This is a genomic window from Petroclostridium xylanilyticum (genome assembly GCF_002252565.1).
Taxonomy (GTDB): domain Bacteria; phylum Bacillota; class Clostridia; order SK-Y3; family SK-Y3; genus Petroclostridium; species Petroclostridium xylanilyticum.
Window position 1 is genome coordinate 109139 of the sequence record NZ_NPML01000007.1, and the last position, 26036, is coordinate 135174.

Consider the following 26036-nt stretch of genomic DNA (forward strand, 5'->3'; position numbering starts at 1 on the left):
TGCGAAGTTTGAGTTAGATATTTACATGAATTGTGACAGCTAAGCAGTATAAAAATTTAAGTTTCCCTGATTGATTATTCCTTGTTTCTTTGCTATAATTAATTCAAAGAAACTTTGTATATTTAGGTTTTACTCAGCATATACTAAGAGAGGATGAATATTTGTGTTACAAACAGATCGAATGGGAGGTAATCCTATGTTAAAAAAACGCATTTCCGTATCCCAGAAACGTCAAATAACCATTCCTATTGAGTTTTTTAACAGTGTTGGCATTGAAAAAGAAGTTGAGTGCTATGTTCAAAACAACGCCATCGTTATCCGCCCTGTGCGCGAAAGCAGCGGTGAGTTTGATGAGCAAATCCTTGCTGATTTAATATCGCAGGGACTTTCCGGGCAGGAGCTTCTCGCAAGGTTCAAGGAGATACGCCGCCAAATCCGTCCTGCTGTTGAAAACCTGCTTGACGAAGCTCGTCTTGCTGCTGCCGGCAAATCTCAATTTTCCACATATGAGGATGTTTTTGACATGGAGGATCAATAATGCATAAATTAATTATTTTGCCTCCTGCTGCCCGTTTTCTGAAAAAACTCAAAGAAAAACCGCTCAAGGCAGCATTTCAAAAAGCTGTTGATGAAATACTTCTGGATCCCTACGTCGGCGAACTTAAAACGGGCAATTTATTGGGTGTTTATGGTTATGATGTTTTTTACAATAAAACAAACTATGAGCTTGCCTATACCATCGTTGAAGAAAATGACAAAACCGTTGTCGTTATCCTTGCCGGTACCCGTGAAAATTTCTATGAGGAATTGAAACGGTATATAAAAAAGATTTAATCATGCCGCCGGCCACAGTTTTCTTCAGCAAATCAGGTAGTATAAAAACGTTTTTGCACTTTGTCAATCTCTAGCTTTTTGCCCAGTTTCAATTCCTTATAGGTAGTATAAAAACCTTTTTTCAGTTCCCATTCCTTGGCGCAGGACACGGTTTTCTTCCGTAAATCAGCTTGATATGGACAATTTCAACTTCAGTTAATTAGTTGTGGAGGGTACGGCACCACCCGCACCCATTTTCTGATATAATATCAGATACGCAAACCACAACTACTTTTATTGTATTGAAGGTTGAACTGCCTTTCAAGTGTAATCCTGAAGAATTTGAAAGAATTTATCAGGAAGAATATAAAAGTAAAATATCGCACGGGTTTATTCGCAATAAGTTGGGGCTTTCGGAAAGTGTCAGGCTCAAGCTTAACGGTACTTTTAAAAGGTGGCTATATTTACTTGATCAAGATAATAGACTTTACAGGGTGCAATACCGCATACAGACAGCGCTATGGACCGATCCTGAGACAGGAAAGGACAATTATGTGAGCATTTTCCCAAACTTCATCAATCGTTATTGCCCACTATGCCTGCACATGCTTGAGTACTTAAGTTGCCAGGTTGGAAAGGGTGAGGATATTTTAAGGCACTTTTCTAAATTCCAGATATACTGACGTCTACAACAGACCCATAATACTTTCTGGTAAGCAAACTGCACAAGGCAGGAGATTCCCATGGATATATGCTCTTGTTATAACAGCAAGACAATTCTTTGGGAATAATACTGGAGTGCTTGCTCTTGTGAATACTATTATTAACCTATAATGCTTACTGATGGAGTCATTTAACCTTATACTTCCATTTTGAACTATTTTTGTAATAATAAAGTTGTTTTTTAGCCCGTTTTCATCAAGTCCACATACGTACTTTTCATATCGTTCCCGTTTTAAATCCCTATTGCATTTGTACCTTCCGTAGATTTTGTACCATAGCAAGAAACCGTTGTATCACACCCACCATTGATTATGCTGTATCATACTCCCATAAGAAAAATTCATGGAGGTGTTTTACATGGCAGAACTGCCAATAAAACGGGAAGATGCCGTAGCTTTTTTCAGATTCCAAGTGATATCTGAAATGCTGGATGCACCAAAGGGATTTATTGAAGCTACTGCTAAAAGGCTTTCCAAGCAGCAGTTTAATGATGTAGTCAATAAACGGATGGTTACATTCTCTGAAAGGACTATTTTCAAGTATTATTCAAATTACAAAAAGTATGGCTTTGACGGCTTAAAGCCTAAGGTCAGGTGTGATAAAGGTACCCATCCAGGGCTGGATGAAAACCTTATCAGGGATATACTTGCCCTTAAAAAGGAGCTTCCTAACAGGTCTGCTGCAAAGATTATAACCATGCTCACCCTTGCAGGTAGAATCGAGGAAAATTCTATTCATGTAAGGACTGTAAACCGGATACTCCACCAGTATGGATATACTCGGGAGAGTTTATCAAAGGATAACCGCATATATGTAAGGCATGAAAAGGACAGAATCTGCGCCATGTGGCAGAGTGATGTAATGAGCGCATTTTACATACCCGATGGTAATAACGGCAGCAGACTGGCATATCTAAAAAGTCAAATCCCTGGCAGAACTCAACGACCTCTACTTTGCCTGGAAGAAGACAGAATATGACGATAAAGTCCACTCTTCCCTGGGCATGTCCCCTAAAGAGCGTTGGGAAATGTCATTAAAGGCAGGGGCAAAGTTTTATATTACATTGCGCAGATACGAAGCCTATACCTTGAGAAACTGTCAAAAATGAAGGAGGAAGACGATGAATAACATTTTAAAATCAGTGTGTGAACACTTCTCCCTTGGCAATATGCCATTCCTTCAAAGAAGCAAGGTACCATATGAAAATGATAATTTCACAAAGAACCTGTCGCTGATCTCATCAGCCTTCTTTTCAAGGCAGTTGGTTGTGGTGACAGGGATGCCAGGTTCGGGTAAAAGCTCTCTATTGTTTTACACAATTTTATGTTGATTCCTTTTCTCAGATGAACATTAACCTGTCCAACTCACTGCAGATTAGCCTGTCTTACGACAAGGTTATGTCTGTTTTGGATATATTTTAGGATAACAGGTATTAATAGAACTGCTGTTAGCAAATCTTGACAATGAGAACCGTCCCTATTGACTTTTTTTTAAACACTGTATTATTAAACCTTTCAAGGGTATCATAAAAAACTTCCACATTCTCCAGCGAAGTCCCCGGCGGGACATCACAGCCGGATGACAATACAAAATTTTTGTAGATAGCTGTTTTTTCAAGCAACTCCCACACCTTTGACTCCATATCACTGACAGTACCGTTTTTAAATACTCCTGCCGGGTCGATATTTCCAAATGCAACTCTCCCCCACGGCATTTGCGGCATAATATCTTCCATTTTAACCGCATTACCGAAGTGGTACCCCATGGCCCCTGTTGAAAGCAATGAAGGTACAAGATTTTTTGTATTGCCACAGTTATGAAGTATAACCATAAAATGATCGTCTTGTACTGCTTCAACAATCTTTTTTACATAGTTAGATGAAAATTCCGTACACATTTCAGGCGATAACAATCCGGCTGCCGGCTCTGCAATGATTATACCATTCGCCTCGGCACTTTTAAATGCTTTTGCGAATTCAATGAGGAATTCGGTACACTTTTCCAGTACAGTGTGGACCATTTCAGGTTCCAGCATGCTTAATACCATTATTTCTGTCATATCAAGAAGCCTTCCTGCCAGAGAAAAGGGGCCGATTTCCCCACCGAAGACCGGACGGTCCTTAATGTTTTTTGCCGCAAGCTCTGCCGCTTTAATATACACCGATGTACGTGCATCGCCAACTTTCGGTATTTTTAATGCGTTTGCACTTTCCATATCCGTTATGATCCTTGCTGAAACAGCAGGCACTTCATTGTATGAAAATTTTACCGGGCTGCCGAAAGCTTCCGCCTCAACAGATAGGTCCATTATTGTCACTGCTGCCGCCGACGGATATTTTTTAGCTAGAGCTTCCATACACTCATACTGTGCTTTTCCGTCTGTAATAACATCCATAATATTCTTCTTAACAAACTCCAGCCCCGGATAAGTCATAATAGGTAGTGCACATCTTTCCTTGGAGCTCAAAATCTCAAACAACCATTTTCTCATATCTCTCCTCATAACTATTCTGCATCCTTTCTTTGTGCAAATTAATTTTAAGTATTGTCGATACAAATATAGCCCCCAAACAAAATTGATAAAACCAAATCTGTTTATTGCTTTTAATCAGACAATTTTCGTTACTCTCAATTTAGTTTAATTATAAAAAAATTCCAAATCTCCTTCTATGACTTTGTTTGCATTTTTATAAATTTTTCATCATTTTTTATAGGAAGTGTATACAAAAAAGCTATCCCTTCAGGTATATCACTGCCTGAAGGGATGCTCTATACTTATTTATTAGATTCTATTCATATATATCATAGTTCAACCAGCTTTCCGGTTCTAACCATATGTATAACCACTCGTTACTATCCCAAGACTCACCTTTTGTGGATGTGGATGGGGACGGTTTCATTTTCCACATTCCATTCTCTTTCTACTATTCCTCTACTCAAACCAGTAACCCCTACAATTTGACGTGTAGACATTCCAAATTCTTTGCACTCTTTTATAAATAGATTATGCTGCTGCTTACTCATTTGACCTAGCTCATGTGATTGTTTGCCGTTTAGTTTTTTAGGATTTCTTTCCTGATTTATGATTGTTCATTAAACAATAACAATATAAATCAAAACAATTAATTTCCTTTACTTTCTTTAGCACTTCCAAAAAGAAATAACGATCATTATCTTCTTCAAAAACATTTTGCTTGTTAATTCCTCTCATCATAATGTGGAAAAAGGAACCGTCCCCATTCCACTCTCCTTAGCAATGTTCCATAATTGCTTTTACTGCTGTAGCCGTATCGGTAAGCGGGAATAATTCATATCCTACAAATCCGGTATAACCACAGGCTTCCAGATGACGAATCACTTTTTTATAATTAATCTCACCGGTTCCCGGCTCGTGACGTCCAGGCACATCTGCCACATGGACATGACCGAACTGATCTCCGTAATTGGTAATGGTATCACAGATACATCCTTCATTGATTTGCATATGATAAACATCATATAACAGTTTCAACCGCGGTGAACCAATCAGGCGACAGATTTCTGCTCCCATCTGGGTATATTTCAGAAAGTTTCCTACATGATCTGTCGTAATGTTCAAAGCTTCCAGATTCAGATTGATTTGTTCTTCTTCTGCAATCTTTACACAGGCCAGAAGCGTGTCGTACATAGAGCAAAGCTTTACGGTATCAGACAGATTATCATAGTGATTAACAACTATGCCACCTTCACCCAACGCATTGGAATGAATGGTCACACTGGATGCACCCACCTGTTTTGCTGCCGCAATAGACTGTTTTAAATAATTTAAATATTTTTCTTTATGAGTCGGATCCACCAAAGAGTTAGTCAGCATCTCCGTTGAAACCGCTAATCGCAATTTGGGCTGCTTCTGCCGCATTGCGGGTCGCTTCCAGATCCCGGCTTCTCCAGTCCCAGAATTCTACGGCTGCAAAGCCATCATTCTTTGCTGCCTGAAACCTCTCGAGCCATGGCAATTCTGTATACAAAGTATCAATGCATGCACATTTTTTTAAAGCCATTTTATTCTACCTCCGATATTTTTATTGGTCTTCCTTCCTTTAATGACTTAGTTGCTGCCGCAGCCATTAATACAGGATACAACCCGTCCATGCCGGTAACCGGAGTCTCTTTATCATTAACAATAGCATCCACAAATGCCTGTATTTCTGCAACAAAAGCACCTGTGTAACGATCCCACATAATCTTATATGGATTTTCATAGCTTGTTCCGCTTTCGTTAGATAATACCGCCGTATTTGGAATATCATTTTCATTGCGAGCACATCCCTCAGAACCGAAAACTTCCACACGCTGGTCGTATCCGTAAACTGCCTTACGGCTATTGTCGATAATTCCAATTGCACCGTTTTCAAATTTCAGTGTAACAACAGCAGTATCTACATCGCCTGCTGCACCGATCTCAGGATCTACCAACACAGAGCCTACTGCATTAACCTCTGTAACTTCAGAACCAGCCAGAAAACGTGCCATATCAAAATCATGGATCATCATGTCATAGAAGATACCGCCGGATACCTTTACATAAGCAATAGGAGGTGGTTCCGGATCTCTGGAGCTGATTTTAATAATGTTGACTTTTCCGACTTTTCCGTCACGTACCATCTGGTATACGGCATGATGATTGTGGTCAAATCGACGGCAGAACCCAATCTGCAGCTTTACACCTGCATTTTTTGCAGCATCGATTGCTTCATGTACTTTTTTCAAATCATAATCAATTGGTTTTTCGCAAAAAATATGTTTTCCTGCCTTTGCTGCTTCTATAATATATTTGGAGTGTGTATCTGTAGAAGAGCAAATTAAAACTGCATCAATTTCTGGATCATTTAAAATGTCATTTGCATCCTTAGTCACATTGGGAATTCCACATTTTTTTGCAAATTCTTCCGTCTGCCCATTCATAAATGGATCTGCAATGGTTTTAATCTCAATTTCCGGTACAAACATGGAAATATTTTTTGCGTGTACTTTGCCGATTCTTCCGGCACCAATAATACCTACCTTCATAATAAGATCTCCCCTTTTAATGTTAATGTAACTGTATATAAATATTCTAATAAGAAAATTCTTGTACAGCGTCATACATAGCAATAATATTTTCCGGCGGCACATCAGGCATAATATTGTGTTCTTGATTAAACACAAAACCTCCTCCGGGAGCCATTATTTCTATCTGTCTTTTTACATAATCTTTTACTTCCTCCGGTGTTGCACGATTTAAGATACTTCTTGTATTACATCCTCCACCCCAAAATGTAATGTCTTTTCCAAACTCTTTTTTCAATCGTACAATATCCATTTCATTAGCAGTTGTCTGGATAGGATTAAAAATCTCAATTCCAGCTTCTATTAAATCCGGAATCAATTTATAAATGGACCCACAAGAATGCATTAAAATATGCATCTTGCTATGCTTTTTAACATAATCACACATCATAGTAAGTCTTGGTTTGAAAATTTTACGATAAATTTCCGGTGCCATTAATGGTGCTAAGTCTGTTCCTAAATCATCACAAAAACGAACAATATCCGCTACATCTCCTACTGCCTTACATACTTTTTCCAACATGGACAAATGCCTTTCAACAAGTACATCTAATAATCGTTCTACTTCATCAGGCTCTGTATATATATCCATTAAGAAATTATCCATTCGTCTTAAATAATTCCCGGATTCTAAAAGTGAACATCCACATTCAATGACCAATGCACGATCAGAATTTTGCTGTAGTTCAAGCGCCTTTTTGCGTAGATTCTCCCAAAAATCAGGTTCATTTGCATACATCCATGGATTAGCAGGGAATGCAAACCAACTCACTTTTTTCATTGCTTGCTCAATATTTGTATAATCCTCAGGATATCCTTCAATATAAGGATAATATACCTGGTCATAATATGTTGCACCCTCTGGCATTGTAGCAATCAATGTTCCATCTTCAGAATAAGCATTATAACGTCCACCTTCTTCAAGCACCGGTTTAAACCAAGTTGGAAATTCTACAATATCTCCGTTTGAAAGTTTTATTTCATACCAGTCCTTATCTTCAGTACCAAAGGCTCTCCCTATATTAATAACATCAATATTAAACCTATCTAATATTTCTTCCTCAGGTTGAGCTTGTTGTTGAACAACATCATAAATTCTTGTATGCCCTTTATCAATAGATAAATATTTTTTTAACCTCTTATACGCAATTCCTGATATTCCTGAGCTTGTTGTTGAACCTAAGTCGATTGGAATACGATCCGGTTCTTTGTGATTAATGCTGGCAAGTATACGTTCTCTTGAATTCATAGCTAGCTCTCCTTTTGCATTTTTAAATATGTTAGATAAATTAATAAAATACTATATATAATGCACAAAGACTTTACATTTCAAGTTTTGTGCGCTTATATTACCGCTGCTTATATCGCAAAAATTTAATTAGTCTTATGTAAAATCATTTTTGCGATTTATATATTTTAAATATTTAATGAATGTTATTTATGTCTCATCTTATCAATTAATACCGCTCCTACAATAATGAAAGCTTTTACAATCTGCTGCCAGTAGGCAGATACATGTAGTAAATCCAATCCATTATTTAACACGCCAATAATAAGAGCACCAATCATTGTTCCGGTAATTGTACCGATTCCTCCGGATAAACTTGTACCTCCAATAACAACCCCTGCAATGGCATCTAGTTCATATCCTACTGCTGCGGTAGGTTGCCCCGCACTAATTCTAGAAGTAAATAACACCCCTGCAAGCCCTGACATAAGCCCAGCATAAGTATAAACTAATAATAGATATTTGCTGACATTAATACCGGATACAACAGCGGCTTGTTCATTTCCTCCAATAGCATATACATACTTTCCAAACTTCGTTTTGCTCAGTAGAACATGACTAACAATAAATGCCACCGCCAATACATAAATCATAAACGGTATACCTAAGATATACCCTCTTCCAATAAAGTCAAAAGAGTCTGAAAAATTGGTAATCGGCTTTCCATTACTATATATTAGGGCCGCACCTCTAGCACCAATCATCATTCCCAGTGTCGCAATAAAAGCAGGAATTTTTCCCTTAGATACAATGATCCCACTAATGAAGCCTGTAAGTGCACCTACTGCTAATCCTACTATAACCGGGACGATAACAGGATATTGGTTCGGGTGTGCAAAGCTAGCTGCAATAACCGATACCAAAGCAATGACTGAGCCGGACGCTAAGTCAATCCCGGTAGTGATAATAATCATTGTGACACCGAATCCTACGATGGCTACAACCGCCACTTGCCTAATAACATTGATTAAGTTGCTTGGAGTTAAGAAGTTTGGTGAAAGAAATGACATTAGTATGACCATACCAATAAAAATTAAAAATATTCCATACTTTCGAAATATTATCCTGGCCTTCTCTTTACTTGCTTCCTTTTGCGAAGAAGGACTATTTTTTTCTATAGCTATATTGCCCATTTTTTTCCCTCCCAAATATTTTCATATTTTTTAAGCAGTTATACCTGTTGCATACTTCATAATAGAATCCTGATTAGCTTCTTCTCTGGATAATTCTCCTGTAATTCTTCCTTCATGCATGACTAATATTCTGTCGCTCATACCTAGTATCTCTGGAAGTTCAGAAGATATCATAATAATTGCCTTACCTTGCTGCACCAAATTACTCATTAAACGGTGTATTTCAGCTTTTGCCCCTACGTCAATTCCTCTTGTAGGTTCATCAAGTATTAAAATATCCGGATCTGTTAAAAGCCATTTTGCAATCAGAACTTTTTGTTGATTTCCTCCGCTAAGATTATTTACAGTCTGTTCCAGATTAGGCGTCTTAATTGATAATCGGTCTTTTTCCACTTCACAGACATCGTTAATCTTTTTTTTGTCTAGAAAGATTCCTTTTTTGTGTGTCAAGGGGACGGGGTTGTTGTGTGTCAAGGGGACGGGGTTGTTGACACCTTTATTTCGAGATGATATGCTTCGAAATGGAGGTGTTTTGGCATGGCAAGACATGCATGAGAAAAAAAGCAGCAGTGGGATATATCATATTATGCTAAAAGTGATCAATCAACAAGACATTTTTGAAGATGATAGGGATAGACGCATCGGACATACAAAGATTAGATAGCGAAAAAAGAAGTAGTATTTTGAAGAAATCTAAGGAAATAGAGGAATTTTCTGTCAAGAATAACGGGTATAACGGGTATTAATAGGGTTGCTATCAGTAAAGCTTGACAGTGAGAACCGTCCCCGTTGCTCTAACAAAGCTTGACAGTGAGAACCGTCCCCGTTGCTCTGATTAATAGGGTTGCTATCAGTAAAGCTTGACAGTGAGAACCGTCCCCGTTGCTCAAAAATAAGATCCAGTACATCCTTGCAGAAATACGCTTATTCATGTATAATAATTGTTCGTAATAAGCTAGTTAACTTAGATTTTTCATTAATTTCTGAAAGGACAGGTTATATATGAAACTCGGTATCGTTGGTCTTCCGAATGTAGGAAAAAGCACGCTGTTTAATGCAATTACCCAGGCTGGAGCAGAATCGGCAAATTATCCTTTTTGTACGATAGAACCAAATGTGGGAATCGTAGCGGTTCCTGATGAAAGGCTTGACAATCTTGCGAAAATGTATAATCCGGAAAAAATTACTCCCGCCACCATTGAGTTCGTAGATATTGCCGGTTTGGTAAAGGGAGCGAGCAAAGGCGAAGGATTAGGCAATAAGTTTCTATCCCATATCAGGGAAGTGGACGCAATTGTCCATGTGGTCAGATGCTTTGAAGATAGCAATATCGTCCATGTCGAAGGTTCCATTGGACCTTTGAGGGATGTTGAAACCATCAACCTGGAATTGATTTTTGCCGACTTGGAAATGTTGGAGAGAAGAATTGATAAGACAAAAAAAATGCTAAAATCCGGAGATAAAAAGTACCAGGTAGAGCTTGATTTATTAGAAAAAGTCAAATCTACCCTTGAAGAAGGCAAACCCGCCAGGAGTATGAGCTTTGATAAAGAGCAGCAGGAAATTATGGATGAGATTCCTCTTCTCACACTTAAACCGGTTCTCTATGCTGCAAATGTTTCAGAAGAAGATTTTGTAAATGGGATAGAAAATAACCAAATGGTCAATGAGCTAAAACAATTTGCAAGTAGTGAAAATTCTGAGGTATTGCCCATTTGTGCAAGGATAGAAGAAGAAATTTCTGAACTGGATGCCGAAGAGAAAAAAGAGTTCCTGGCCGATTTGGGACTTGCGGAATCCGGTTTAGACCGATTAATTAAAGCAAGTTACAAACTTCTGGGCTTAATTAGTTATCTCACCGCAGGACCCCAGGAAGTAAGAGCATGGACCATTCGCAAGGGAACAAAAGCTCCACAGGCAGCAGGTAAAATTCATAGTGATTTTGAAAGGGGCTTTATCCGCGCCGAAGTTGTTGCCTATCACGATCTGATGGAATGCGGCTCCTATACTATCGCTAAAGAAAAAGGTCTGGTAAGGTCTGAAGGAAAAGAATATGTTGTACAGGATGGGGATGTAATTCTATTTAGGTTTAATGTATAGTTATAAGATTGAGACTAAGATTGAGATTGAGATAGAATTTTTATTATGCTTAATCTCAATCTTTTTTTGTTTAAATTTTGATCTCTTTCTCTTTTATTTGACCCATTTCTCCCTCATCCAAAATTGTATGCAGGTCAATCAAAGTAATTAACTGTTCATTTCGCTTTGCAATACCTTTTATGTAGTTTTTTGCCCCCATTCTCCTTATGAGTTCGATTGACCGTTCTATATTTTCATCGGAAATTTTCATCACTTCACTTACGTTATTCACTTTAAAGCCCACAAATTGACCGGAAATATCGGTTACAATAATTTTTGTCTTTTTATTTTCAACTTGGGACCCCAGGTTAAATCTTTTATTTAAATCAATGATTGGTACAACCTTACCTCGAAGACTAACAATTCCTTCTATAAAGGCGGGCAGTTCAGGAACTTTCATAACTTGCTGGTATCTGATGATTTCGTGAACTTGAGAGATATCCGCCCCACACATCTCATCAATTAGTTCAAATACTACCAATTGAACGTCTGGCATCTTGATTCCCCCTCTATTGGCATTAGTAGTTTTCAAACTTTCTTGTCATTATTTATTACCATTTTTACAACTATATCATATCATAAACTATAGACAAATTGCAAAATATTATTGACATTTAAGATAGCATATGCTAATATTAGAAATAACCATATTGTGTTAAATGCCATGAAGGGGAAAAGTAGGTTTAAAGAACTTTTTCAGCGAGCCAGGGATGGTGTGAGCCTGGTAAACGTATTTATTCTGAAGTTCTCCCCGGAGCTGCAGGCTGAATGCGGATGCTATTAGGCTGTGCCGGCTGCTCCAGCCGTTAGTAAGGAGGGTATATCGGAAATTTTCTTTATGAGTGGAAAGAAAGTCATTTTCCCGTATATTTGTTTAGAGTGGTTTCCTTTCTTAGGATTCAAATTTGGGTGGTACCGCGTGGATTATAACTCCTCGTCCCTATGGGATGAGGAGTTTTTTATTATTTCTTTTAAGGTTTATTGTTTATAGGGAGGTATGAATATGATTATTGTGATGAGTCCATTAGCGACAAAAGAACAGATTAATAATGTGGAAGAAAAACTGGTCAGCCTGGGGTTTAAAACACATCCCATCTATGGAGAAGTAAAGACTGTTATAGGTGCTATAGGAGATAAAAGACTGCTGGATACACAACTGATTACTAATCTGCCCGGAGTAGAAAATATTGTTCCAATTATGAAACCCTACAAGCTGGCAAGCAGGGAACTGAAACAGGCCAACACAATCATTCAAATTGACGATATCAGGATTGGTGATGATGAGCTTATTATTATGGCAGGACCCTGCGCCGTCGAAAATGAGCAGGTTTTTTACGAGACTGCACATAAAGTAAAGAAGGCAGGGGCAAAAATCCTCAGGGGTGGAGCTTTTAAACCCCGTACTTCCCCCTATGCTTTCCAGGGCCTTGAAGAGGAAGGTCTTAAGATGCTGCATACTGCCCGTGCTGAAACAGGATTAAAAATAGTTACCGAAGTAGTGGACACACGGGATGTGGAAGTTGTAGCAAAATATTCTGACATTCTGCAAATTGGTGCAAGAAACATGCAAAATTTTAGATTGCTGCGGGAAGTTGGAGCAACAAACAAACCTGTCCTTCTCAAAAGAGGCCTATCCGCTACAATAGAAGAGTGGTTAATGGCAGCAGAATATATCATTTCTGCTGGTAATTCAAATATTATCCTTTGCGAGAGGGGAATCCGGACCTTTGAAACAGCTACGAGGAATACTATTGACATTAGCGCTATCCCCGTTGTAAAAGAACTGTCCCACCTGCCTATCATCGCTGACCCCAGCCATGCCACAGGCACATGGAAATATGTAAACGCCCTTTCCAAAGCCGCCATAGCAGCCGGGGCAGACGGACTAATTATTGAAGTACACAACGACCCTTCAAAAGCATTATGTGACGGTCCACAGTCGTTGAAACCTGAAAGATTTGCGCAACTGGTTGAAGAATTAAAAGCGGTGGCTTTGGCAGTGAACAGGAAAATATAAATTATACTTTCCTGTTCTTCTTCATATCAAGCAGCCTGCTGGTATGGATAGGCTGCTCAATAACCTTTTCCTTCTGCTGCGGTGCTGCCGCCGGCTTTTTCTTTTCAATTTTCTCTGTATGTTCCACATTTTCTGCTTTAGGCTGCGGAATAAATGTTTTTGCTTTAGCAGTCATGGTTTTGTTTATTTGAATCCACGAATTTTCAACTATATTCGATAATACTTTTATCTTGCTATATGGGATGTTAATTCTTCTCACTGCGATATCCATCATAAATACCAGTATCGCTAAAATAAGAAAAACATGGGTAATATCTACTTCACTCCATACTTTATCCAATTGTCTGCTAAAAACTTGGTCAACATTTTCCAGCAATCTGCCGCCGCCCTCTTTTGTTAACCTTGTTATAAAATCCCTGCCATTATTCTTATTGATATCATATTCCGGAGAATAGGGGATGACAACACCGGAATGAATAGCGTTTACCCTGCCATCGGGGTGAGTAATGTTGATACGGGTAAGGTATGCCCCTATGCTGTCACCTTCAAACTCAGCTTTATACTTTCCCGGTGCAACAGCATTAAAACGGACTTCCCTTTCTTTCCTATCAGGACCAATAACAATCCCTTCTACGTTTGTATCCGTTGCTGTTTCATTTAGATTTAGTTGTAAATTTACCTTGTTGCCTGTTATATTTCCATCCAGGGAATATTCTTCCGTATAGTTTTGCTGCAGGGTCCATGACAAGATATTTTTCCAAAATGTCTGGGCTTTATTCCAGGCCATCCAGTCAGCCGACCACTGCCCTTTTACATCCGGTGTCCAGGCAACCGTCCTGCCCAAACCATATTGCCACACCGCAAGAATTGGGTCTTGGTTATCGCTTGTCAGAATGACCCGGGCAGTACTTTTTGCCGAAGTCCCTATATAGCCGTGCAGGTACGGGACAGAAGTAATACCGTTCATAATTTCAGAGATATCTGCCAGCACAGGCGTAAAAGTCCTGTTATTGATGTATGTCTTCCCGGCGAGAAATGTCTCTTTGGTAAAAATCTTGGGCAAATCTGAAAATTCATCAGTTTTATAAAATCTGCCTTTTCCATTTTGGGCTAAATACTGGAGCAGTTCCAAATCTGCTCCGGTTCCCACAGCGACAGTGGAAAGCGTAATTCCCTCTCTTTTCATGATCTCTACCAATCCATCATAGCCGTATTTTTCAGCCTGTCCGTCGGTGAGAAGGATAATGTGCTTTAACTTCGTATCTCTTCCCTTCAATGATTTAACTGCTTCGTCCAGGGCGGGCAGTATGCTGGTCCCTCCGTCCGCCCTGATGCTTCCTATTTTCTCCTGTACCAACCTTATGTCGTCAACCTTCCCGGTCTTCACAACCCATTGGACAGCTCCGTCAAACGCAATAACTCCAATTTCATCCTGCTCTTTTAGGGCTTCTGTTGAACGGATAGCCGCTTCTTTTGCAAGCTCAATTTTTGATAAGCCGTACTGTCCTTCGCTCATGCTTCCCGATTTATCAATTACTAAAACCAACCCCAGGTTGGGAACGTCAGCCTTATTTTTTAAATCCATATTGACAGGTAAAATTGTTTCCAGTGGAGTTTTATAATATCCTCCCAGGGCATAACTGTCTTCTCCCCCGGTTACAATCAGACCTTTTCCAAGGTGTTTCACATAGGATTCCAGTACTTCTAAAAATTTATCATTTAACTCCTGGGCAGAAACATTTGACAGCACAATACTGTCATACCGCTGCAATTCAGAAATCTCCAGCGGTACTGCTGTTGGCCGGACAACCGTAACCTCACTGTCCGTTTTATAAATTTTTATAAGTTCCCTCGCAGCTTCATCAGCCCCCTGAACCACCAATACCTTGGGAGTATCTTTCACATGGGTAAATTGGGAATATTCGTTGTTTTTTAAAACACCATCTATTTCAGGGTCGATAACGGCTTTATATACAATATTTCCACCTTTTACAGCCTTATCTTTAAATACAAATTTATTTTCCCCTTTTTGTATTTCTACCCTTTGTTCTGCAATGCGGTAATTGTCTGCATACAGTTGTATTTTTGCATGAGTGCTTACATTACTATCTATCTTTACCAGTACATCAAAACTTTCATTTAAATGTATAAATTCAGGTACAGATACCTGCGATATCTGAACGTCTTCCATATCACCGTCTTCAATAGCAAGCACGTCCAGAGCAATATTCCCATCTTTTAAAATTTTCGCCTGCTGGACAGCATCTCCAATATTTTGCTCACCATCGGTTATTAAAACGATCTGCTTTCTGGTACCGGTAGGCATAAGAGAATAGGCAAGCTTTAACCCTTCCTGTATATTGGAATAACCACTTTCGACTTTTACTTCAAAACCGTTAAAAACCGGCTTATCCGATACAGACTGTTCTACCACAGCTTGCATTCCAAAACTCACGATACCAATCTTATCTTTTGGTCTTTTCCTCTCTATTGCTTTGTCAATAAATTCTTTAACAGTTTTTTCCGATTTTATAATACTATCCGAACGGTCAACAACAAAAATGGTTGTCGTTTCATCGGAAAAGCTTCTAACATGTACCCCTGCCAATACCATCGTAAGAAAAACCATAACCATTATCCTGGCCGATGTGATAATATTTCTTCGCCACCTTACAAGCTGCCGTACCTGCCGGTTTAAAAAAACGACCATTAAAATCCCAAGTGGTATAAAAAGCAACCACAAGGGCTGTATAAAACTAATCCCCATAATTATACACCCACCATTCCAAACAAAGGGTAATCAATGCCAAAAGGGCAAACACCCACGTGAGGTTATATCCTGCTTCAAAAGTTCCTTTTTTAATTTCTTTATCCTTTTGAGCATTATCCAAACTATTTTTTTGAACTGTTAGACCCGATTCAGTAGAAGCAGGAAAGTTTACCGCAAAAAATTCATATGTCTTCTGCCCTGGCGATTTCTGCTCTATTGTATAAAATCCAATTTCATCCGTTTGCGTAAAGGGTACAGCCGGAAAAGGCGGTGCAATTTTTGTACTCTTTCCCGACGGGCTTATTATCCTGGCCTCTTCAACTTCAGGACTCATATTAAATACCGCATTCTCATAGGGCAGCAGGCTGCCTATTTCCTGGCTTCTGGAAGGAACAAGCCATTTAATAAAATTGTTCATCATAATGGGAAAAGCAGGCTTCAGAGGTATATCCGTATGATGAAGGTCAAATCCAACAACGACAATCCTCCTGCTCTCCTTTTGGCCTGCAATAATTGCAGCTTTATCTCCCATTTTTAATACAGTTTCTCCCCATTCCGGAACAACCATATCCCTCATCTCTGCTATTGCAAAATTATAGTCATTGATATGTGACATGAGGAGATGGGTTGATTTTTTAATGCTTGATACTTTTATATACCCATCCCTGGTTACTATATGTTTATTACCCGGTGGGGGATTAAACACTAAAACATTCCCATCAACAGGCAGCTTTTCAGGAAATAAACCATCATAAATATATAAATTGTATCCTTCCTTAATGTCAGCATTTTGTAGATTGGTTTTAAATAATTCCACACCGGGTATTAAAGATATTACTTTCTCTAAAAATACATTCTTTTCGGTTACCAGCAGTATCTTTTTATTTTTTTGAGGACTTACTACCGTCCTGGCTATATTATCAGCTTCAATATCATCTTTAGTATCTATTTTACAGGATAAAAGCGTAATAGCCGCAGAAATAGAATTCCAGTATATATCTTTTGTTTCTCCAGCATTTAAAGCAATATCCCGGGCATCAATAACTTTTTCATCCCCGTAAAGACTCAAAGAAATCTTTTTACTGTCTGAAGAGTAATTAGAAACTCTGGACAACACTACAATTTTATCGTTTTGCATGGTATATGACAACAGGGTGATGGCAGCATTATCATTCTTCCCTGCCACATCGATAAACTCAACACCTTTATCCGCAACCGGATATTGATGATCCCCAAATAAAATAACCTGCGCATTCTTAGCTTCATTTACTATTGAATTTACAATACTTTTTGCGTCCTGATAGTTTGCAATTCCATTGGTAACCTTCATCTGTTTAATCTGATTAATCACTGTGCTCTTATCGCTGCTTTTATTGACTTCAATGGTAACGCTCGGCCCCAGGTTAATTACAGTAAAACGTGTGTCCGGTTTGCTATTTTCAATAAGCTTTACAGCCTTTCTCCGGGCAGCTTCAAAACGGCTGGGCAAAACATCAGCAGCCTGCATGCTTGCAGAAGTATCAATGATAAGGACAAGATCGGTGGAAATATTGCTTTTTGCCATCATAAAAGGTTTGGCCAACGAGAATACCAACAAGGATACTGCCAGCAATTGCAGCAGCATTAAAAGGTTATTTCTCAGCTTTTGCCAGGGTGCATTTGCTTCTATATCTTTTAAGGCCTGCTGCCACAGCATGATGCTTGGAACAGGATAATCCTGGTGCTGCTGTTTTAGCAAATACAGCAACACAATTACAGGTAATAATATTAAAAATATAAATGCAAGTGGTAAATAGAAAGTCATTGCTTCTCTCCTATAGTCATTTTTACCATATTTTCCATACTTAAATCTGAACTTAGACGAATATACGTTATTCCCCGTTTAAAACAGAACTTTTTGATATCTCCGGTAAAGTCCTCCAAAGCCTTTTGATAAGCCTTGAGCAGGCTGTGAGTAACTGTGATATCCTTGGTTTCACCGGTCTCAACATCTATCAGCCTTACACTTCCTCCGACAGATGGAGCAATTTCTTCCGGGGATAGCATATGACACAATATAATGTCCTGTTTCTTATATTGTAAATATTTTAACGCTTCTTTCAAACCGTCAAAGGAAAAAAAATCAGAAATAATAATCGAAATTCCTGCTCCTCCGCCATCAAATTCCCTGATTGCCTTATTCAAGGTTGTTCCCCCCGTAAAAGGCAAGTCCTGGAGATAGTTGAGCACCTGCCAAAAACCCGCTTTCCCATGGATGGACTTCCTGGAGGAGGTTATCTGTTCATTTACTGCTAAAATTGAAACTTTATCAAAATTTGCCAGCCCTATATATGCAATAGCTGCCGCCAGTCTTTTTGCCTGTATGCCCTTGTGGGGAGTGCCCCAATTCATGGAAGCACTGGTATCAATAAAGATATTAATCCTTGCTTCCCGTTCCTCCATAAAAAGCTTTATAAATAACTTATCGAACCTTCCATAAGCATTCCAATCTATTCTCCGGAAATCATCCCCGCTGGAATATTCCCTATAGTCGGAAAATTCTACCGAACTTCCCTTGCTTCTGGATTTTCTGTTACCGCTTCCATTCGTGCTCATTAAGACTCTGGAGTTTATTTTTAGCTGTTCAATTTTTCTAAGAAATTCACTATCAAAAATATTATTCACCTTTTCCATCCCATCACCTTTTTAATATTTAACAGAAAATTAGACTGCTATAAAAGAATTTTTGTTCCACAATTTTAGTAAAATAAAAAAGATGCACGGTTAAACAAACCGGTGCATCTATGACTATAATACAATATTCACAACGTTTACCACTAATTTTGCTTCGAAACAAGATACCCTTCAGCTTTTAATAATTCTGCGATAAGAACCGCACCTCCTGCAGCTCCACGGAGGGTGTTGTGTGAAAGGCATACAAACTTATAATGGTACAGGTTATCTTCTCTCAACCTTCCTACCGTTATGCCCATGCCGTTTTCATAATCTCTGTCCAGTTTTGTCTGAGGCCTGTTATCTTCCTGCATATATTTAAGAAATTGTTTTGGTGCACTGGGCAGGCCAAGGATTTGCGGCTTGCCTTGGTAATTTTCCCAAAGCTTCAGAATTTCATCTTTTGAAGGTTTGTTTGCAAAATTAACAAATACTGTAGCCATGTGTCCATCTGATACAGGCACGCGGATACACTGTGCCGATATTACAGGTTCCTTTGCATTTACAATTTCATCCTTTTCAATCCTACCCCATATTTTTAACGGTTCATTTTCGCTTTTTTCTTCTTCTCCCTTTATAAACGGGATGACATTGTCAATAATTTCCGGCCAGTCTTTAAAGGTCTTTCCCGCCCCCGATATTGCCTGGTAGGTAGATACCACGATTTGTTTGGGCATAAATTCCATTAACGCATGGATAGCAGGAACATAGCTTTGAATTGAACAGTTAGGCTTAACTGCAATAAAGCCATTTTTGGTTCCCAGACGCTTTCTTTGTTTGCTTATAATGTCCAGATGATGATGGTTTACCTCGGGAATCACCATGGGAACATCCGGTGTTGCACGGTGAGCCGAGTTATTGGATACTACAGGCGTCTCAGCTTTTGCATACGCTTCCTCCAGCTGCTTTGCAGCATTTTTATCCATGTCAACAGCGCAAAACACAAAATCAACCTGTCCGCTGATTTTATCGACATCCATGGCGTTTTCTACTATTAATCCGCCTATCTTTTCCGGCACGGGGATGCTTTGAGTCCATCTTTCCTTTACCGCATCCAGGTAGGTTTTCCCTGCCGACCTTTCACTGGCCGCAATACATGCCACTTCAAACCAGGGATGATCGTGCAGAAGTGAAACAAAACGCTGCCCCACCATTCCCGTGCCTCCAATAATTCCTACCTTTAACTTTTTATCCATAAAGATCACCCTTTCCTTAATTTCCTGTTCAGTGAATACATACACAATGATTTGTACGTGCCCCAAGGACATATGTTCATATACTGTGTAATTTTAGCACATCCTGTGACAAAATACAAGTATAAGATTGAAAATTCTAATACTATTCAATATAAATCTGCACTTAATATATTATGGAATGTTGCAGCCGGAAAATCACGTGGCAAAGGTGCGCAATTAATGTGCTAATCTTGCCCGAAATTAGCACATTTTATTTCGCATTATTATCATTTCTCAACTGCCTTGTCTATCGTTCCTCCACCCACTAAAACATCACCGTCATAAAACACAACCGCCTGTCCTGGGGTAACAGCCCTCTGGGGAGTTTTAAATTTTACTAATACTTTGTCATCTTGATAAGGACTGATAGTAGCTTCTGCTTCTTTTGCAGAGTAACGGATCTTTGCAGTTACTTCCAAGTCCTTTTCCAGTCTATCGAAGGGAATAAAATTAGGTTGGATAGCCACAAGAGCATCGCTGTATTCCTGCCCGGATTCTCCTAATACTACTTTATTATCCTTTGCATCAATGGCAATAACGTACATGGGCTTTCCAAAAGCAATGCCCAATCCTTTCCGCTGTCCGACAGTATAATGGATAATTCCTTTATGCTCTCCTAAAATATTCCCTTCAGTATCGACGAAGAAACCTTTTCTTCCCGCATTTCCCGTTCTCTCTTCAATAAACCGGGCATAATTATTATCTTCAACAAAGCAAATTTCCTGGCTGTCAGGCTTGGCAGCAACAGTTAACCCCAGTTTTCTGGCTATTTCTCTTGTCTGCTCTTTCGTATAATTTCCTAACGGCATGAGGATATGCTTTAATTGGTCCTGGGTAAGGTTATACAAAGCATATGTCTGGTCCTTTGCAGCTGTCACTGATTTTTTCAGTAAATACCTGCTCAACTCCCCATCATATACTACCCTGGCGTAATGTCCTGTCGCTACATATTCCACCCCCATTGCCACTGCTTTTTTAAGCAGCGCATCAAATTTGACAAATTTATTACATGCAATGCAGGGATTGGGCGTCCTGCCCTTTTGATATTCGTCTACAAAATAATCTATAACCGTTTTTTCAAAAATTTCTTGAAAGTTCATTACATAGTAGGGAATTCCCAATTGGTTAGCCACACGCCGGGCATCGTCTACGGCAGACAATGAACAACATCCGCCTTCCCTGATTTTATCCTGTCCTAAGGATTCGGGCCAGATTTTCATGGTAACACCTATTACATCATACCCCTGTTCAAGCAAAAGAGCGGCAGCTACAGAACTATCCACACCGCCGCTCATGCCTATAATTACCTTTTCTTTTGTCATTTGATCACCTTTTATACATAAAAAATAGTTCTTGGTTCGTGGTTCATGGTTGGTGGTAAAAGATTTATTCTACCAACCATGAACTACGAACTACGAACGATTTTTATAATCATCTGCATATGCTGCAACTTGCAATTAGTTTAATCTTTTATGCTTCTTCATGGTCTGCATGACATCCCTCGCAGCAGCCATTGCAAATTTCTTCTGCTTTTTCTTCAAGTCCCTGTCTTTTATAATAATCTTGAATAGCAGATTTTATTGCTTCTTCTGCAAGATTTGAACAGTGCATTTTCGCCGGCGGCAGGCCGTCCAATGCATCTGCAACAGCTTTATTGGTTATTTTCAAGGCTTCCTCAATTGTTTTTCCTTTTACCATCTCGGTTGCCATACTGCTAGTAGCCACAGCAGCGCCGCAGCCAAAGGTTTTAAATTTTACATCGGTGATAACACCATTGTCAATTTTCAAATACATCTTCATGATGTCGCCACACTTTGGATTGCCTACCTGTCCGACGGCATCGGCATTTTCAATCTCTCCCACATTTCTTGGATTAGAAAAATGATCCATAACTTTTTCACTATACATTCTTTACCCCTCTTTTCACTTCTTCATATAACGGAGACATTTCGCGCAGTCTCTCTACGATAGGAGGCAGCACCTCCATGATATACTCCACATCTTCTTGAGTATTTTCATCCCCGAAGGTCAATCTTAATGATCCGTGCGCAATCTCATGGGGCAACCCGATGGCAAGCAGCACGTGAGATGGATCAAGAGAACCCGAGGTACATGCGGAACCACTGGAAGCAGCAATTCCTTTCATATCCAGCATTAGCAGCAGTGATTCACCTTCTATAAATTCAAAGGAAAAATTGGCATTTCCCGGCAAGCGCTGGGTAGGATGCCCATTTAACCTTGCATAAGGTATCTTTTCTAAAACTTCTTTTACCAGCCTATCCCTTAGTGTTCTAAGTTTATGATTATAAGCCTCAATATTCTTTGTAGCCAGCTCAATGGCATGGCCCAGCCCAACAATACCTGCAACATTTTCCGTTCCTGCTCTTCTTCCTCTTTCCTGCGCACCGCCCTGCATAAAGGTATGCATTTTCACACCTTTTCTGACATAGAGAGCACCAATTCCTTTTGGTCCGTAAAACTTATGTGCAGACAGAGAAAGCATATCAATATTGTACTCATTTACATCAATAGGTATATTGCCTATTGCTTGTACAGCATCGGTGTGAAAATAAACACCTTTCTCCCTCGCAATTCTGCCTATCTCCGCAATAGGTTGAATTGTACCAATTTCATTGTTCGCAAACATAATGGTGATAAGTATTGTCTTATCGGTAATAGCTTCTCGTAATCGTTCTAACGAAACCATTCCATATTCATCTACAGGAAGATAGGTAACCTCAAAACCTTCCTTCTCTAAGTACTGACATGTGTGAAGAACCGCATGGTGTTCAATTGCCGTGGTAATGATGTGGTTGCCTTTATTTCTATTGGCAAAGGCAACACCTTTTATTGCCCAGTTGTCAGCCTCGGTTCCCGAAGCTGTAAAAAATATTTCCCTGGCCTCACAATTCAATGCTTTCGCTACTTTTTCACGGGCTTCTTCAATCGCTTTCTTGCTTTCTCTTCCCAAAGAATATATACTGGATGCATTTCCGAATTTTTCTGTAAAATAAGGAATCATTGCCTGCAATACTTCATCTTTTACATATGTGGTGGCAGAATGGTCTAAATATACAAACTTATCCATAATATCGAACTCCTCCAGAAGTCAAATATGACTAGTACTATTTATGTTTAATAATCCACAGCTAAAATAATACTGAATATTATATACCACTTTCTCCTTCTTCACAACCGCAAATAATTTAACAACTAAATATAATACATATAACCATTATTGCTATTCATTGATTTATAATCATCAATGAGATCTTGAAGAGTGATAGAGTCAACAACCTGATTTATACTATCACGAACCTTGGCCCAAATTTTTTGAGTTACACACTTTGACGAGTTTGCACATTCTATCGGTTCATCTTCAATCACACAATCTACCGGGGCCAGCGACCCTTCCAGGGCTCGCAGTATCGCACCCACAGTAATCTGGGATGGTTCTTGTGCTAAAGTGTATCCCCCCTGTGCACCCCTGACGCTTTTGACCAAGCCTGCTTTTCGCAAAGTCGCTATCAATTGCTCCAGATAGTGTTCTGAGATATCCTGACGCTCAGCTATGTTTTTTAATGCGATGTGTCCCTCTGCAGAATGTATCGCTAAATCAAGCATTGCCTTAACTCCATATCTTCCTTTAGTAGACAGCCTCATTTATATCACCCCTCAAATTCCTACTTTTGCACTTGGATTTCAATTAAAGATTAGCATTTCCGAGTGATTTTGTCAATATTAAAATATAATTTTTATAAAAAATTTATTGCTGCTATCATAAATGCCTTTTAGAAAAGCGGACTATAAACTTTTCGTTTTAAGATAGTATCAATTTCTTCTATAGTCTTATTCGTAGCATTGATAAGCAATACGCCGTAGCTTCTGTCAATATTTCCAAAACCTAACGTGTGGGAAGCCAGATTAGGCATATTATTATTTTTAATATAGGATGTTTCAAGTCCATTTCCGGTATAAACTACAGCATCAATAGGATAATTATATTCTCCAAAAGTGACAACATCATATCCTCTCTCCCTTAATTTATCCTTAACACTTTCTAATCCCCGCTGAACTGCTACAACCATAAAAACACCTCCTGGAAATTATTATTTACAAGAGGTGTTGTGGCTATTCAATGAATCATTAGTTCGGAGCTCGGATTTCGGTGAAATTTTTAGATAAATTTATTGCCTGTGCAGTATTTTGAGTGTCCGAAGCCGGTTTATTGCTGCAAAAGTTTCTTGTATCCTGGGCATTGAATAGTCACCGGGATGCTGTGAATGATAAGGAGAGATAATATCAAGACCATATCGATGAATATCGTCATACGCCTTATTAAGTATCTCATCCAAAGTATCTTTACCATTAACATATTTAGCCCTGATATACCTAATCATTAAAGCGATTGCAGTGGTCTGATTACTATCTACCAACTGCTCAACAGACTGTAAATCAATTTCATTATACCCGTAAAGAATGGATAAGGTCCCCTTTGATTTAACTTTTTCCTTGTGGCCTTTTATTTCAAAACTGCTGCCAAGAGGAACCCTCTCTACAGAGATATTCAAGTTTCCTTTAGTTTCAGCCACTCTTTGGGTAGATAGGTCTCCGGCAATAAACTTCGCTTGTTGGGTTACTTCTCTGGGTACATATTCATCCATCAGGATTACCGTATCTGCTACATCGAAGTAATCTCCCGACCCTCCAACAACAATAATAGTGGATATTCCCAGCTCATCGTATAATTGCCTGACCCTATCGATAAATGGTGTAATAGGTTCCTTTTCTTTATGGACCAGTCTTTGCATGCGTGCATCCCTGATCATAAAGTTGGTTGCAGATGTATCTTCATCTAAAAGCAATAATTTCGCTCCTGCTTCTATGGCTTCTATAATATTTGCTGCCTGTGAAGTGCTGCCGCTGGCGTTTTGTGTGGAAAACTGCTTTGTATTCTGCCCCCCGGGAAGGTTATTGATAAAGGAACTAATGTCAACGTTTTGAACAAACCGTCCATCTTCGGCACGAATTTTAACAGCATTTCCTACAGTAATAACATACTCCCTGCCATCACCTTCAATATGGTTATATACTCCCCGTTCTATGGATTTTAATAGCGTCGATTTCCCATGATAACCTCCACCAACTATCAAGGTAACTCCTTGCTTTATACCCATACCACTGATAGGCCCATGATTAGGCAATTCAAAACTGACTTCCAATTCCTTTGGAGATTCAAAGGGGACAATACTGTCATTTCTTAAGGGTTTATTACTTATCCCGCTCTCCCTGGGCAGTATGGATTGATTGGCTATGAATGCTACCAATTCTTTTTCTAATAGTTGTCTTCTAAGATATTCCTGATCTTCAATTAATTCTACCTGTCTCCTGGCCTTTTCCCCGTTGATATTTTTGAAAAGCATCGAACCGGATACAATGCCGGGAATTTGACTGCAAAATATCTTTTCTGCTTCCTTCCCCATCACAGTCCGTCCCCGTGCGGGCAGTCCAATACTTAACCTTGCTTCAATAAATTTTTCATTAATAATAACCGAAGTTCTTTCCAAGATTTCCTGGCCGCACTGCATGATCGCAATGAGCCCGCTTTTTCCTGTCCCCGTTATTCCGGATGATATTTTACGTATTGCAGAAGTAATTTCTCTTGTAAAATAATCCTCCAAGCCAATTTTACGAATTTTGGTTCCAAATAGTTCTTTCGGTATTTGTGCCACACCCATATCAACACGGATTCTAATTCTTGAAGGGGGTGCAAAAGGGTCGCTTTGCACATGGTCGATAAACAGAATAAAGTTGTCAAATTTATATTCTCCTGCTAAATCCTTATAAGCGCCGTAGCCTTTTCCATCAATCCTATTAAGCGTTTTAACCAAATCCTGACGGGTTAACATTTTACGAATATGCCTCCTATAGAAGTAATTTAACACGTTGTGTTAGTTCATCTTCATTTAATCACCGCATTGGTCAAAAATAAAACTCTAACATGTTTATATATATTTACTGATAATGATTTCACATGGCAGATAAAGTAAATAAGTTCACGGTTCACGGTTCACAGTTCACGGTTCACAGTAAAAGCTATTAAATCGTTTACTACTGT

At 39.1% G+C, this 26036-nt stretch carries 26 protein-coding genes, 1 pseudogene and 1 other annotated feature; of the genes and pseudogenes, 8 read left to right on the forward strand and 19 right to left on the reverse strand.

Going from position 1 to position 26036, the window contains the following annotated elements; translation table 11 throughout:
- The first annotated feature begins 196 nt into the window (after window positions 1-196).
- The 5 genes from CIB29_RS03765 (at window position 197) to CIB29_RS03780 (ending at window position 2866) form a co-directional block, all read left to right on the forward strand.
- Entirely contained in the window at window positions 197-538 is a 342-nt protein-coding gene (locus CIB29_RS03765) for an AbrB/MazE/SpoVT family DNA-binding domain-containing protein (RefSeq protein ID WP_094546917.1), read from the forward strand.
- A complete protein-coding gene (locus tag CIB29_RS03770; protein ID WP_094546919.1) occupies window positions 538-834 on the forward strand; it encodes a type II toxin-antitoxin system RelE/ParE family toxin in 297 nt (98 codons plus the stop codon). Before CIB29_RS03765 ends, CIB29_RS03770 begins: the two co-directional genes overlap by 1 nt.
- Window positions 835-1115: 281 nt before the next feature.
- The gene (locus CIB29_RS18835; protein ID WP_198543739.1) at window positions 1116-1496 is read left to right on the forward strand and encodes a hypothetical protein; all 381 of its coding nucleotides are present in this window, start codon (window positions 1116-1118) and stop codon (window positions 1494-1496) included.
- 397 nt (window positions 1497-1893) lie between these two features.
- Complete coding sequence (locus CIB29_RS03775) at window positions 1894-2514, forward strand: COG3415 family protein (protein WP_094546921.1); 621 nt, start codon at window positions 1894-1896, stop codon at window positions 2512-2514.
- 142 nt (window positions 2515-2656) lie between these two features.
- On the forward strand, window positions 2657-2866 hold the full coding sequence (locus tag CIB29_RS03780) for a hypothetical protein (RefSeq protein WP_094546923.1): 210 nt from the start codon (window positions 2657-2659) through the stop codon (window positions 2864-2866).
- Window positions 2867-2983: 117 nt separating this feature from the next.
- Here the strand turns inward: CIB29_RS03780 and CIB29_RS03785 are convergent, their stop codons facing one another.
- The 8 genes and pseudogenes from CIB29_RS03785 to CIB29_RS03810 all read right to left on the reverse strand — a co-directional run.
- Window positions 2984-4027 carry a uroporphyrinogen decarboxylase family protein gene (locus CIB29_RS03785; RefSeq protein WP_242965046.1) on the reverse strand — a complete coding sequence of 348 codons (1044 nt, stop codon included), beginning with the start codon at window positions 4025-4027 and terminating at the stop codon, window positions 2984-2986.
- A 374-nt stretch (window positions 4028-4401) separates the two neighbouring features.
- Window positions 4402-4560 carry a hypothetical protein gene (locus CIB29_RS18490; protein WP_157910196.1) on the reverse strand — a complete coding sequence of 53 codons (159 nt, stop codon included), beginning with the start codon at window positions 4558-4560 and terminating at the stop codon, window positions 4402-4404.
- Window positions 4561-4786: 226 nt separating this feature from the next.
- Window positions 4787-5371 carry a TIM barrel protein gene (locus CIB29_RS03790; RefSeq protein ID WP_242965047.1) on the reverse strand — a complete coding sequence of 195 codons (585 nt, stop codon included), beginning with the start codon at window positions 5369-5371 and terminating at the stop codon, window positions 4787-4789.
- A gap of 7 nt (window positions 5372-5378) precedes the next feature.
- Window positions 5379-5576 carry a hypothetical protein gene (locus CIB29_RS19160; RefSeq protein WP_242965048.1) on the reverse strand — a complete coding sequence of 66 codons (198 nt, stop codon included), beginning with the start codon at window positions 5574-5576 and terminating at the stop codon, window positions 5379-5381.
- A 1-nt stretch (window position 5577) separates the two neighbouring features.
- Window positions 5578-6588, reverse strand: coding sequence for an inositol 2-dehydrogenase (gene iolG / locus CIB29_RS03795; protein WP_094547625.1), 1011 nt, complete (start codon window positions 6586-6588; stop codon window positions 5578-5580).
- Window positions 6589-6631: 43 nt separating this feature from the next.
- Window positions 6632-7873, reverse strand: a complete 1242-nt coding sequence (locus tag CIB29_RS03800; RefSeq protein WP_094546927.1) for a uroporphyrinogen decarboxylase family protein — start codon at window positions 7871-7873, stop codon at window positions 6632-6634.
- Between the two features lie 185 nt (window positions 7874-8058).
- Complete coding sequence (locus CIB29_RS03805) at window positions 8059-9045, reverse strand: ABC transporter permease (RefSeq protein ID WP_094546929.1); 987 nt, start codon at window positions 9043-9045, stop codon at window positions 8059-8061.
- Between the two features lie 30 nt (window positions 9046-9075).
- Window positions 9076-9471, reverse strand: a pseudogene (locus CIB29_RS03810) (ATP-binding cassette domain-containing protein); the annotation flags it as partial.
- A gap of 61 nt (window positions 9472-9532) precedes the next feature.
- Here CIB29_RS03810 and CIB29_RS18840 point away from each other — a divergent pair.
- Together CIB29_RS18840 and ychF are read left to right on the forward strand one after the other, a co-directional pair.
- Window positions 9533-9709, forward strand: a complete 177-nt coding sequence (locus CIB29_RS18840; RefSeq protein ID WP_198543768.1) for a hypothetical protein — start codon at window positions 9533-9535, stop codon at window positions 9707-9709.
- 338 nt (window positions 9710-10047) lie between these two features.
- Window positions 10048-11145 (forward strand): redox-regulated ATPase YchF, encoded by a 1098-nt coding sequence (gene ychF / locus CIB29_RS03815; protein ID WP_094546933.1) that lies wholly within the window; start codon window positions 10048-10050, stop codon window positions 11143-11145.
- 70 nt (window positions 11146-11215) lie between these two features.
- Here ychF and CIB29_RS03820 read toward each other — a convergent pair whose 3' ends face one another.
- Window positions 11216-11680 carry a chemotaxis protein CheW gene (locus CIB29_RS03820; protein WP_094546935.1) on the reverse strand — a complete coding sequence of 155 codons (465 nt, stop codon included), beginning with the start codon at window positions 11678-11680 and terminating at the stop codon, window positions 11216-11218.
- Window positions 11681-11839: 159 nt separating this feature from the next.
- Window positions 11840-12129, forward strand: a binding site (T-box leader).
- Between the two features lie 58 nt (window positions 12130-12187).
- Here CIB29_RS03820 and aroF point away from each other — a divergent pair.
- Window positions 12188-13201, forward strand: coding sequence for a 3-deoxy-7-phosphoheptulonate synthase (gene aroF, locus CIB29_RS03825; RefSeq protein WP_094546937.1), 1014 nt, complete (start codon window positions 12188-12190; stop codon window positions 13199-13201).
- Between the two features lies 1 nt (window position 13202).
- Here aroF and CIB29_RS03830 read toward each other — a convergent pair whose 3' ends face one another.
- From CIB29_RS03830 to CIB29_RS03875, 10 genes are all read right to left on the reverse strand, one after another.
- Entirely contained in the window at window positions 13203-15968 is a 2766-nt protein-coding gene (locus CIB29_RS03830; protein WP_094546939.1) for a VWA domain-containing protein, read from the reverse strand.
- The gene (locus CIB29_RS03835) at window positions 15958-17775 is read right to left on the reverse strand and encodes a vWA domain-containing protein (RefSeq protein WP_094546941.1); all 1818 of its coding nucleotides are present in this window, start codon (window positions 17773-17775) and stop codon (window positions 15958-15960) included. Before CIB29_RS03835 ends, CIB29_RS03830 begins: the two co-directional genes overlap by 11 nt.
- Complete coding sequence (locus CIB29_RS03840; protein WP_094546943.1) at window positions 17772-18644, reverse strand: DUF58 domain-containing protein; 873 nt, start codon at window positions 18642-18644, stop codon at window positions 17772-17774. The genes CIB29_RS03835 and CIB29_RS03840 overlap by 4 nt, the downstream gene beginning before the upstream one ends.
- A 143-nt stretch (window positions 18645-18787) precedes the next feature.
- On the reverse strand, window positions 18788-19879 hold the full coding sequence (asd, locus tag CIB29_RS03845; protein ID WP_094547627.1) for an aspartate-semialdehyde dehydrogenase: 1092 nt from the start codon (window positions 19877-19879) through the stop codon (window positions 18788-18790).
- Between the two features lie 266 nt (window positions 19880-20145).
- Entirely contained in the window at window positions 20146-21240 is a 1095-nt protein-coding gene (gene mnmA, locus CIB29_RS03850) for a tRNA 2-thiouridine(34) synthase MnmA (RefSeq protein WP_094546945.1), read from the reverse strand.
- Window positions 21241-21388: 148 nt separating this feature from the next.
- Window positions 21389-21826 carry a Fe-S cluster assembly scaffold protein NifU gene (nifU, locus tag CIB29_RS03855; protein WP_094546947.1) on the reverse strand — a complete coding sequence of 146 codons (438 nt, stop codon included), beginning with the start codon at window positions 21824-21826 and terminating at the stop codon, window positions 21389-21391.
- Entirely contained in the window at window positions 21819-23006 is a 1188-nt protein-coding gene (gene nifS / locus CIB29_RS03860) for a cysteine desulfurase NifS (protein ID WP_094546949.1), read from the reverse strand. The genes nifU and nifS overlap by 8 nt, the downstream gene beginning before the upstream one ends.
- Before the next feature lie 125 nt (window positions 23007-23131).
- Window positions 23132-23581 (reverse strand): RrF2 family transcriptional regulator, encoded by a 450-nt coding sequence (locus CIB29_RS03865; protein WP_094546951.1) that lies wholly within the window; start codon window positions 23579-23581, stop codon window positions 23132-23134.
- 128 nt (window positions 23582-23709) lie between these two features.
- Window positions 23710-24006 (reverse strand): YkuS family protein, encoded by a 297-nt coding sequence (locus tag CIB29_RS03870; RefSeq protein WP_094546953.1) that lies wholly within the window; start codon window positions 24004-24006, stop codon window positions 23710-23712.
- Window positions 24007-24105: 99 nt separating this feature from the next.
- Complete coding sequence (locus CIB29_RS03875; RefSeq protein WP_094546955.1) at window positions 24106-25827, reverse strand: ABC-ATPase domain-containing protein; 1722 nt, start codon at window positions 25825-25827, stop codon at window positions 24106-24108.
- Window positions 25828-26036 lie beyond the last annotated feature (209 nt).

Excerpts from the sequence above, each read along its gene's own strand:
- CIB29_RS03830 (WP_094546939.1), bottom strand. The coding sequence starts at position 15,968 with ATGGGGATTAGTTTTATACAGCCCTTGTGGTTGCTTTTTATACCACTT.
- CIB29_RS03865 (WP_094546951.1), bottom strand. The coding sequence starts at position 23,581 with ATGAGGCTGTCTACTAAAGGAAGATATGGAGTTAAGGCAATGCTTGAT.
- mnmA (WP_094546945.1), bottom strand. The coding sequence starts at position 21,240 with ATGACAAAAGAAAAGGTAATTATAGGCATGAGCGGCGGTGTGGATAGT.
- nifU (WP_094546947.1), bottom strand. The coding sequence starts at position 21,826 with ATGTATAGTGAAAAAGTTATGGATCATTTTTCTAATCCAAGAAATGTG.
- CIB29_RS03770 (WP_094546919.1), top strand. The coding sequence starts at position 538 with ATGCATAAATTAATTATTTTGCCTCCTGCTGCCCGTTTTCTGAAAAAA.
- asd (WP_094547627.1), bottom strand. The coding sequence starts at position 19,879 with ATGGATAAAAAGTTAAAGGTAGGAATTATTGGAGGCACGGGAATGGTG.
- CIB29_RS03805 (WP_094546929.1), bottom strand. The coding sequence starts at position 9,045 with ATGGGCAATATAGCTATAGAAAAAAATAGTCCTTCTTCGCAAAAGGAA.
- CIB29_RS18490 (WP_157910196.1), bottom strand. The coding sequence starts at position 4,560 with ATGAGTAAGCAGCAGCATAATCTATTTATAAAAGAGTGCAAAGAATTT.
- CIB29_RS03835 (WP_094546941.1), bottom strand. The coding sequence starts at position 17,775 with ATGACTTTCTATTTACCACTTGCATTTATATTTTTAATATTATTACCT.
- CIB29_RS03785 (WP_242965046.1), bottom strand. The coding sequence starts at position 4,027 with ATGAGAAAATGGTTGTTTGAGATTTTGAGCTCCAAGGAAAGATGTGCA.
- CIB29_RS03870 (WP_094546953.1), bottom strand. The coding sequence starts at position 24,006 with ATGGTTGTAGCAGTTCAGCGGGGATTAGAAAGTGTTAAGGATAAATTA.
- nifS (WP_094546949.1), bottom strand. The coding sequence starts at position 23,006 with ATGGATAAGTTTGTATATTTAGACCATTCTGCCACCACATATGTAAAA.
- CIB29_RS03820 (WP_094546935.1), bottom strand. The coding sequence starts at position 11,680 with ATGCCAGACGTTCAATTGGTAGTATTTGAACTAATTGATGAGATGTGT.
- ychF (WP_094546933.1), top strand. The coding sequence starts at position 10,048 with ATGAAACTCGGTATCGTTGGTCTTCCGAATGTAGGAAAAAGCACGCTG.
- CIB29_RS03765 (WP_094546917.1), top strand. The coding sequence starts at position 197 with ATGTTAAAAAAACGCATTTCCGTATCCCAGAAACGTCAAATAACCATT.
- CIB29_RS03840 (WP_094546943.1), bottom strand. The coding sequence starts at position 18,644 with ATGGAAAAGGTGAATAATATTTTTGATAGTGAATTTCTTAGAAAAATT.
- CIB29_RS03875 (WP_094546955.1), bottom strand. The coding sequence starts at position 25,827 with ATGTTAACCCGTCAGGATTTGGTTAAAACGCTTAATAGGATTGATGGA.
- CIB29_RS03780 (WP_094546923.1), top strand. The coding sequence starts at position 2,657 with ATGAATAACATTTTAAAATCAGTGTGTGAACACTTCTCCCTTGGCAAT.
- CIB29_RS03800 (WP_094546927.1), bottom strand. The coding sequence starts at position 7,873 with ATGAATTCAAGAGAACGTATACTTGCCAGCATTAATCACAAAGAACCG.
- CIB29_RS03775 (WP_094546921.1), top strand. The coding sequence starts at position 1,894 with ATGGCAGAACTGCCAATAAAACGGGAAGATGCCGTAGCTTTTTTCAGA.
- CIB29_RS19160 (WP_242965048.1), bottom strand. The coding sequence starts at position 5,576 with ATGGCTTTAAAAAAATGTGCATGCATTGATACTTTGTATACAGAATTG.
- aroF (WP_094546937.1), top strand. The coding sequence starts at position 12,188 with ATGATTATTGTGATGAGTCCATTAGCGACAAAAGAACAGATTAATAAT.